Origin of the sequence: Mesorhizobium sp. LSJC285A00, from assembly GCF_000503155.1 — a bacterium.
In the GTDB taxonomy this organism is placed as follows: domain Bacteria; phylum Pseudomonadota; class Alphaproteobacteria; order Rhizobiales; family Rhizobiaceae; genus Mesorhizobium.
The window spans coordinates 1-8975 of record NZ_AYVK01000080.1; the positions used below are offsets into that span (position 1 = coordinate 1).

At 64.0% G+C, this 8975-nt stretch carries 8 protein-coding genes; 2 read left to right on the forward strand and 6 right to left on the reverse strand.

The annotated features are described in order from the left end of the window. The 3 genes from X726_RS137730 to X726_RS137720 all read right to left on the reverse strand — a co-directional run. On the reverse strand, positions 1-2820 hold a 2820-nt coding region (locus X726_RS137730), incomplete at its 3' end, for a helicase-related protein (protein WP_023673829.1). A gap of 694 nt (positions 2821-3514) precedes the next feature. Continuing rightward, complete coding sequence (gene phbB, locus X726_RS137725) at positions 3515-4240, reverse strand: acetoacetyl-CoA reductase (protein WP_023673831.1); 726 nt, start codon at positions 4238-4240, stop codon at positions 3515-3517. Between the two features lie 129 nt (positions 4241-4369). Next, positions 4370-5554 carry an acetyl-CoA C-acetyltransferase gene (locus X726_RS137720; RefSeq protein ID WP_023673832.1) on the reverse strand — a complete coding sequence of 395 codons (1185 nt, stop codon included), beginning with the start codon at positions 5552-5554 and terminating at the stop codon, positions 4370-4372. A 301-nt stretch (positions 5555-5855) separates the two neighbouring features. On the opposite strand from X726_RS137720, the gene phaR reads away from it, so the two are divergent. After that, the gene (gene phaR, locus X726_RS137715; RefSeq protein ID WP_023685813.1) at positions 5856-6470 is read left to right on the forward strand and encodes a polyhydroxyalkanoate synthesis repressor PhaR; all 615 of its coding nucleotides are present in this window, start codon (positions 5856-5858) and stop codon (positions 6468-6470) included. Positions 6471-6514: 44 nt separating this feature from the next. Here the strand turns inward: phaR and X726_RS137710 are convergent, their stop codons facing one another. Together X726_RS137710 and X726_RS137705 are read right to left on the reverse strand one after the other, a co-directional pair. After that, entirely contained in the window at positions 6515-6970 is a 456-nt protein-coding gene (locus tag X726_RS137710; RefSeq protein WP_031194243.1) for a GNAT family N-acetyltransferase, read from the reverse strand. A 50-nt stretch (positions 6971-7020) separates the two neighbouring features. Continuing rightward, positions 7021-7440: a rhodanese-like domain-containing protein gene (locus X726_RS137705; protein WP_023673835.1), complete on the reverse strand. Its 420-nt coding sequence runs from the start codon at positions 7438-7440 to the stop codon at positions 7021-7023. Between the two features lie 68 nt (positions 7441-7508). Here X726_RS137705 and ftrA point away from each other — a divergent pair, with 68 nt between their 5' ends. Beyond that, the gene (gene ftrA, locus X726_RS137700; protein WP_023673836.1) at positions 7509-8522 is read left to right on the forward strand and encodes a transcriptional regulator FtrA; all 1014 of its coding nucleotides are present in this window, start codon (positions 7509-7511) and stop codon (positions 8520-8522) included. Here the strand turns inward: ftrA and X726_RS137695 are convergent. Further along, on the reverse strand, positions 8519-8975 hold a 457-nt coding region (locus X726_RS137695), incomplete at its 5' end, for a citrate/2-methylcitrate synthase (protein WP_023673837.1). The genes ftrA and X726_RS137695 overlap by 4 nt on opposite strands.

Below are 8975 nucleotides of genomic sequence, written 5' to 3' on the forward strand. Positions count from 1 at the left end.
GGGAGCTTCGACCTGTTCTTCCGCGACGGGCTCTGCCGTTGCTTCCGCGATGGCTGGAGCTTCGGCGGTGGCTTCAACGGCCGCAGTTGGCTCCGAACCCTCGGGAGGCGCGCCCGGCTGAGCGTCCGCAGCAACAGCCTCCGCTGCGGCTTCGGCGACGGGCTGCTCAGCCGCAGGCTCAGCGGCGGCAACCGCATCCGGCTCCGATCCAACGGCCGGCGCTTCAGCGACGGCTTCGCTTGCAGCGGCTTCCGTCGCCTTGGCCTGTTCAGCTTTTGCAGCCGCGTCCGCAGCCAGCTTGGCGGCAGCCGCTTCCCGCGCCGCGTTGTCCTGTGCTTCCAGCCGCGCCTTGACCTCTGCCGGCGGCTTCGGCTCGGCGCGATAGCCGAGACCTTTCAGGATCTCTTCCATGTCGTCGGCGGTGGCGCCGAGGATGGACATCATCGGCGGCGTCACCATGAAGGACTGGCCGTCATAGGCGCCGTCCGGGCGCTGTCCCAGACCGGGCCTCCAGTTGGTCGCAGGCCGGATCAGGTCGGCCAGCCGTTCCAGAATGTCGATGCGCACGGCGCGGCGGCCGAGATTACGGTAGCCGGCGAGCTTGTAGAAGCTCTTGTCGAAAGCCGGATCGATGACCACCGAGGTGCGGCCGGAGGCCAGCGCGTGCACGACGTCGCCAAAGCCGGGCTTGTCCTTGCCGTCGTTCTTCAGCGCCCACAAAAGCGTGATCAGTCCGGCGGGCGCCGGCTTGATCAGCGCCGGCACGAAGACGTGGTAGGCGCCGAAGCGCACACCGAGCCGGCGCAAGGCGGCGCGACCCTCCTGGTCGAGCGACTTCATTTCCTCGGCGATGTCGCGGCGGTTGATGAGGCCGAAATGCTCGACGAGCTGGAAGGCGATGCCACGGCCGATGCCGGCGATCTGCTCGGCATTCTTCAAGTCGACCAGCGGCTTCAGCAAGGATTCGATCTGGAAATTGACGAAGCGCTCGGCGCGCGCGGCGACCTTGTCGCGGGCGGGACCGGTCAACTGCTCGTCGGCCAAAAGCACCAGGCGCGGCTTCAGCGCGTCCTCGCCGGCAACCAGCGTGCCGATCGGCGCGCCGATCCAGCGCAGCGTGCCGTCGGAGCCAAGCGCAAGGTCGCCATTGGCGCAGGCGCCGAAGCGTTCGGCACGTGCCTCGAACTCGGCGGCCAGCGCTTTTTGCGCTGCCGTGCGCACGGCCTTGGCGTCTTCGCCGCCGGCGCTCTGGTCGGCGGTGAAACGGAACCCTTGCAACTCGCCGACATGATGGCCTTCGACAAGGACGGTTCCGGTAGGACTGATTTCGGCTTCAGGCATTGTATTTTCTCTAAGGCGCCGCATGAGGACGGAAGTCCTGCGGTCTACAAACCGTTTCGTCAACCGCTCATGCAGCGCATCCGACAATCTGTCTTCGATTTCGCGCGTCTTTTCCCGCCAGTGTGCCTGATCGGCCAGCCAGCCCGGCCGGTTGGACACGAATGTCCAGGTGCGGATCTGCGCAATGCGGTGCGACAGCGTGTCGATGTCCCCCTCGGTCGTATCGGCGCGGCGCACCTGCTCGGCCATGTAGTTCTCGTCGACATGGCCGTGTTTGGCGAGGTCGGTGTAGATAGAAGCGATCAGGTCGGAGTGCTGGGCCGGCGCGATCTTGCGGTAGTCCGGCAACGCGCAGGCTTCCCACAGCAGCGCGACGCGCTTGGCATTGGTAGCCAGCGCGCGGATGTCCTCGTCGCGGGAGAGATGTTCGAGCGCCTGCGCATCGACCGCCGGCAGCGCGCGCGTCAGGCCTTCGACCGGCGCGTTGGCCTCGATCGAGCGCTTCAGCGCGTCGAGGCTGGCGAAGTCGAAATGCGCGGTGCGCCATTGCAGCACCTTCACCGGATCGAACTCGTGCCCCTCGATGCGCTTGACCAGTTCCTCGTCCAGCGGATCGACCTGGCCGGTGACGCCGAAGGTGCCGTCGCGCAGATGCCGGCCGGCGCGGCCGGCGATCTGGCCGAGCTCGGCCGCCGTCAGGTTGCGGTACTGGTAGCCGTCGAATTTGCGGTTCTGGGCGAAGGCGACATGATCGAGATCAAGGTTGAGCCCCATGCCGATGGCGTCGGTGGCGACGAGATAGTCGACGTCCCCTGCCTGGAACATTGCCACCTGGGCATTGCGGGTGCGGGGCGACAGCGCGCCTAGCACGACCGCCGCTCCTCCTTGCTGGCGGCGGATCAGCTCAGCGATGGCATAGACCTCGTCGGCGGAGAAAGCGACGATCGCCGTACGCCGCGGCAGGCGGGTCAATTTCTTCGAACCGGCATAGGCCAGGTGCGACAGGCGAGGGCGCGTCACCACCGAGACGCCTCTCAGCAGCTTTTGCAGGATGCCATGCACGGTGGCCGCGCCGAGCAGCAGCGTTTCCTGGCGCCCGCGCAGGTGCAGGATTCGGTCGGTGAAGATATGGCCGCGCTCGAGGTCGCCGGCGAGCTGCACCTCGTCGATGGCGACGAAGGCAACGTCGGTCTCGCGCGGCATGGCTTCGACGGTGCAGACCGAATATTTCGCGCCGGGCGGCTGGATTTTTTCCTCGCCGGTGATGAGCGCCACCTTGTGGGCGCCGACCTTTTCGCAGACGCGGGCATAGACCTCGCGCGCCAGAAGGCGGAGCGGCAGGCCGATAATGCCGCTCTCATGCGCCACCATGCGCTCGATGGCGAGATGGGTCTTGCCGGTGTTGGTCGGACCCAGCACGGCAGTCACGTCGCGGCCCGACAGGATCAGCGGCTCGGTGTGTTTCGGCTGGATGTTCATCGGCCTGGAGATGAGGCTTTCTGCATCGTGTTGTCGGGAGCGCGCCTCGCGTGGCGCGTATGACAGGCGACACATAGGGATTTCAGGCGCGAAGCGAAAGCGGAATGTTCCGGCCGGCAATCCCACGGTCGTCTTTGAGGTCTCAATTAACAGTTGGAACGAGTCTGGAACGAATCGGCGACGAATCAGTGACTCCGGCAGATTCAGCTTTTGTTCACGGCTACATGTGGATTTTGCGAGCCTGAGTCTCACCATATGCTGAATCGCGGAAACTGGCCCGATTCCTGCAAGGCGACCATTGGCGTTAACCTTTGCCGGCGGGGCATCGTCGTGATCCGATACGCCTCGGCCAACATTATGAAATTGTTGAATTTTCTTAATCGGCCTTAACCATTTGCCGGTGATTTTCGGCCTTGGTCGCTAACGTTGCGCTAAAAGCCGGAACGAATCGGCGACGAATCAGCGATGGCGGGATTTTCCTGGTTTGTTCACCCCAACATGTTGTGTTATCCACAGCTTGTCCACCGAGAATTCACAGCTTGCGAACCGGGGTTTTGCACAGGGCGCCTGGAAATCGTTAATCTTTGCGTGCCGGAACGGGTCAATGTCTAGCGCGCAGCCCGGGAACATCGCCGGCCGGCGATGAAAAAACGGGCCATAAGCCGGCCCGTCCTACCGGGCGAAATGCTGTCGTTCAGGCGAAATACTGGCCGCCATTGGCTGTGATGGTCGAACCGGTGATGAAGCCGGCGTCTTCGGAAGCGAGGAAGACGACGCAACGCGCGATCTCTTCCGGTTCGCCGAGGCGGCCGACCGGAATCTGCGGGATGATGCGTTCATTCAGCACCTTCTGGTCGATCGCCTTGACCATCTCGGTGGCGATGTAGCCGGGGCAGATGACATTGACTGTGATGCCCGCGCGCGCGCCCTCCTGCGCCAGCGCCTTCGAGAAGCCGATGTCGCCGGCCTTTGCGGCGGAATAGTTGACCTGGCCGGCCTGGCCTTTCTGGCCGTTGATGGAGGAAATGGTGATGACGCGGCCGAATTTGCGGTCGCGCATGCCGCCCCACAGCGGATGCGTCATGTTGAAGACCCCAGACAGATTGGTGTCAATGACTTCCTTCCACTGCTCGCGCGTCAGCTTGTGGAACATGGCGTCGCGGGTAATGCCGGCATTGTTGACCAGCACCGAGACCGGGCCGAGATCGGCCTCGACCTGTTTGATTCCGGCGGCACAGGCGTCGTAGTCGGCGACCGACCATTTGTAGGCCTTGATGCCGGTTTGTGCGCTGAACTTCCCCGCTGCCTCGTCATTGCCGGCATAGTTGGCGGCAACGGTGTAACCGGCATTCTTCAGGCCGATCGATATGGCGGCGCCGATGCCGCGCGATCCACCGGTGACGAGCGCTACTTTGGTCATTGAAAGTTCTTCCTCCCTTTGGTCGGAAGAAGGGAATAGGGAGTAGGGAATAGCGAGTAGGGATCGATATCCCGCCGCGCTGCTCCTTCTTCCCTATTCACTACTCCCTATTCACTACTCACTTCTTGTTCACAGCGCTTCCACGCACAGAGCGACGCCCATGCCGCCGCCGATGCACAGCGTGGCAAGGCCCTTCTTGGCGCCGCGGCGGCGCATCTCGAAAACCAGCGTGTTGAAGACGCGGGCGCCCGACGCGCCGATCGGATGGCCGATGGCGATGGCGCCGCCATTGACGTTGACGATCGACGTATCCCAGCCCATGCCCTTGTTGACGGCGCAGGCCTGCGCGGCGAAGGCTTCATTGGCCTCGACAAGGTCGAGGTCCTTGACCGACCAGCCGGCCTTCTCGAGCGCCCGCTTCGAGGCGGGAATAGGTCCGGTTCCCATGATCGCCGGATCGACGCCGGCCGTCGCCCAGGATGCGATGCGCACCAGCGGGGTGATGCCGCGCCTTGTGGCTTCAGCCTCGCTCATCAGCAGCGCGCCGGCGGCGCCGTCATTGATGCCCGACGCGTTCGCGGCGGTCACGGTGCCGTCCTTGTCGAAAGCCGGCTTCAGCTTGGACATGGCGTCGATGGTGGCGCCGTGGCGGATGTACTCGTCCTGGTCGACGACAGTGTCGCCCTTCCTGCCCTTGATCGTGAAGGCGACGATCTCGTCCTTGAACTTGCCGGCCTTCTGCGCGGCCTCGGCCTTGTTTTGCGAGGCCAGCGCAAACTGGTCCTGGTCGTCGCGGGTGATCTGGAACTGGCGGGCGACGTTCTCGGCGGTGTTGCCCATGTGGTAGCCATTGAAGGCGTCCCACAACCCGTCCTTGATCATGGTATCGATCATCTTGTAGTCGCCCATCTTGACGCCGGCGCGCAGGTGCTCGGCATGCGGCGACAGCGACATCGATTCCTGGCCGCCGGCGATGATCACCGTGGCGTCGCCGGCGGCGATCTGCTGCATGCCGAGCGCGATGGCGCGCAGGCCAGAGCCGCAAACCTGGTTGAGCCCCCAGGCGGTGGTCTCCTTGGGCAGGCCGGCATTGATCGACGCCTGGCGGGCGGGGTTCTGGCCCTGCGCGGCGGTCAGCACCTGGCCGAGAATGACCTCGTCGACTTCGCCCGGCTCGACGCCGGCGCGCGCCAAAAGTTCCCTGATGACGACGGCGCCAAGTTCATGCGCCGGGGTGGCGGCGAAGGCGCCGTTGAAGGAGCCGACAGCCGTGCGTGCGGCGCTGGCAACGACGATTGAATTGGAAGCGGACATTTTTCTCTCCAGACTTCGAGGTGTCGTGTTCTTGGGGCTTGTTGGGACTTTTCTTGCCCGTTCCACACCCCAAGTCAAACCGGAAATGGGCATGCCGGCCAAGCGCTGCAGGCAGGGCGCGAGCGGCCGGCGCGATCGCCCGACCTTTGCTGCGCAGCATAATTAGCCCGCCATGCAGCAATAAATGATGCCGCACTGCACAAAGCGCTTGGAATTATAGAGCTTTTGCGCATATCCTTAAAAATGGCGCAATCGTTACCGGCGGCTTACTCAGGCGCGCCGGTGTCCCGGGAGGATGCTGATGGCCGCGAAAGACGACCCTATCATTATCAAGAAATATGCCAATCGCCGGCTCTACAACACCGGCACCAGCACCTATGTGACGCTCGAGGATCTGGCCGAGATGGTCAAGAAGGGCGAGGAGTTCACCGTCCAGGACGCCAAGACCGGTGACGACATTACCCATCCGGTGCTGACGCAGATCATCTTCGAACTGGAGAACAAGGATGGGCAGAACATGCTGCCGATCCCGTTCCTGCGCCAACTGATCGCTTTCTATGGCGACCAGATGCAGCAGATCGTGCCGAGCTTCCTCGAACAGTCGATGATGGCCTTCTCCAAGGAACAGGAGCGGTTCCGCGAGCAGATGAAGGGCGCGATCGGCAAGTCGCCGCTGGATGTGATGAAGATCGCCACGCCGATCAAGGCGCTGGAAGAGCAGACGCGCCGCAACATGGAAATGTTCCAGAACGCGATGCGCCTGTTCACGCCGTTCCCGACCGCCGCCACTAATGCTGCGGCCGCGGCTGCACCCGAGCCGGCCCGCAAGGATGTCCCGGAAAAGAGCGGCGACGACCTTCAGGAACTGAAGCAACAGATCGCCGCCATGCAGCGCAAGCTTGACACCATGTCGTAAGCGACCGCTGCATGATCGAACGCCTCAGTTTGGTGAGGCGGCTTTTACGGGTCGATTTTCAGCTGCCACGGTTCCCAGATATCGTCGGGCTGGCCGTCGAGCGAGCGGTAGAAGGCTTTGGCCGGCGAGTTGGATTTCAGCACCGTCCATTTGATGGCGGAGGCGCCAATGCTCAAAGCGTGTTGGCGAAGCTGTTCAACAAGCGCATGGCCGACCCCCATGCCGCGCGTCGCTTCAGTGACGTAGAGTTCCTTCAGCCAGACAACCGGCTTCAGGTCGTAGGTCCAGGGGATGAGGTAGTGGACGGCGATGCCGACGATCACGCCCTCTCGCTCCGCCACCAACACGCCGAACCGGGGCGATGGTCCCAGCCCGTGCTCGATGAGGTTCGCTTCGGTGACGCGAAGCTTGTCGTCATAACCCTCGAAGACAGCTAGCGCCCGCATGAGGGCGAGCACCGCACCGACATCCTGGCGCTCGAATGGACGAATTCTAACCATCGCCTTCTGCATGCTTGCTCAGTCTTCAAGGCCGACCATATCGCGTGGCCTCACGCGTGCAAAACACCGGGCTCCTTGCCTGAAGCGAAAGGAAGGTCCTCGTCCTGCCAACCGGTTATGCCGCCGATCATGATCTTCACGGGACGACCGAGGCTGGCCAGCTTGAAGGCCGCCTGATCCGCGCCATTGCAATGCGGTCCCGCGCAATAGACGACAAACAGCGTCCTTTCGGGCCATTGCACCATCCGCCCGGCCGATATTTCGCGGTGGGGCAGATGCAGCGCGCCCGGCACATGGCGGCGTCCATAGGCTTCCGGCGAACCGACCACATGCAGGAGAACAAAGTCCGGCTCTCCGGCACGCAGTGCGGCGGCGACGTCGGAACAGTCGGTCTCGACGGAAAGCCGGCGCAGAAAATGGTCGCGGGCGATATCCGGCGAGGCCGCCGCAATGTCTGTCACGTAGCTCATCCTCGGATCTCCATTGCTGATGCGACGGAGAGATAAGACAGGAAGCAGGGCGATTGCAGCTGGCAGCTTTGCCATATATCGTCAAGATCATGCCATCCTCTGCGAATCCGCGCCCTGCCAACCCTCTTGTCGTTGCCGTTGCCTATGACGGGCTGTGCACGTTCGAGTTTGGCGTGGCGGTTGAGATCTTCGCCTTGCCCCGGCCGGAAATGGGTGAGGATTGGTACCGTTTTGCCGTTGCCGGGATCGATGGCGGTGAAATGCGCGCGGTGGGCGGCGTGCGTATTGTTGCCGACGGCGGGATCGATCTGATCGGCCAGGCCGGCACGGTGATCGTACCGGGATGGCGCGGAACGGAGGCTCCGGTGCCGCCGGCGCTGATCGAGGCGCTGCGGAAGGCGAGCGAGCGCGGCGCTCGCATTCTTTCGATCTGTTCGGGCGTGTTCGTGCTTGCGGCGGCCGGCCTGCTTGCGGGCAAAAGAGCGACGACGCACTGGCGCTATAGCGAGAAGCTGACGGAGCTCTACCCTGACATCACCGTGGTTCCGGATATCCTGTACATCGATGAGGGAAATGTCCTGACTTCCGCCGGCAGTGCCGCGGGCATCGACCTCTGCCTGCATCTGGTCCGGCGCGACTTCGGCACCAAGGCGGCAAACATGGTGGCGCGTCGCCTAGTGGTGCCGCCGCATCGCGACGGCGGCCAGGCGCAGTATGTCGAGAGCTCCGTTCCCGAGCCGCACGAACGCAGCCGGCTTGGCCCGTTGATCGACAGGATGCGCGCCGATATTTCCGCCGACTATCCCGTCGCCATCTTGGCCGAGCTTGCCGGGATGAGCGAGCGGACGTTTCTGCGCCGCTTTGCGGCCGCAACCGGCGTCACGCCGGCGCGCTGGCTGCTGTCGGAACGGCTTTCGCGGGCGCGCACGCTGCTGGAAGACACCGCCATGCCGATCGAACGCATTGCCGAGACCGCCGGCTTTGGCGCGGCAGGCACGCTGCGGCATCATTTTCGTCAGCAGTTCGCCACGACGCCCGTCGCGTACCGTGCGCGGTTCGGGAACACGGCCAGGTCGGCTTAAGTCACGCGTCCCTCATAGCGGCCACGCGGCCTGATGATGCTGCCGCTAATGATCTGTTCGACCATATGCGCGGCCCAGCCGACACTGCGTCCAAGCGCAAACAGCTGGAACGGTGCATCGCGCGGCAAGCCAAGGCCGCGCGTTAGTGCGGCCAGGGCGAAGTCGATGTTGGGCTGGGCACCGACCGCCGCCATAGCGGCTTTTTGCAGCTGTTGCAGCGTCTCGTCGACAGGGATGACTGCCAGAAGTGCGGTGGCACGGGGATCGCCGTCGGGATAGAGCGGATGGCCGAACGCCGGCAAGGGCCGGTCATGGCCGAGCCAGCGCCGGATCGCCGCATCCGCGCCGTGGGCTGCTGCATCTTCAGCCAGTTGCATCACCGCTTCGCCGGCGCCACCGTGGCGCGGGCCGGACAGCGTTGCCAGGCCGGCCAGCAGGCATGCGGCAGGCGAG

Bases quoted from the DNA above. Each gene is read 5' to 3' on its own strand.
- phbB (WP_023673831.1), bottom strand. From the start codon at position 4,240: ATGACCAAAGTAGCGCTCGTCACCGGTGGATCGCGCGGCATCGGCGCC.
- X726_RS137720 (WP_023673832.1), bottom strand. From the start codon at position 5,554: ATGTCCGCTTCCAATTCAATCGTCGTTGCCAGCGCCGCACGCACGGCT.
- phaR (WP_023685813.1), top strand. From the start codon at position 5,856: ATGGCCGCGAAAGACGACCCTATCATTATCAAGAAATATGCCAATCGC.
- X726_RS137710 (WP_031194243.1), bottom strand. From the start codon at position 6,970: ATGGTTAGAATTCGTCCATTCGAGCGCCAGGATGTCGGTGCGGTGCTC.
- X726_RS137705 (WP_023673835.1), bottom strand. From the start codon at position 7,440: ATGAGCTACGTGACAGACATTGCGGCGGCCTCGCCGGATATCGCCCGC.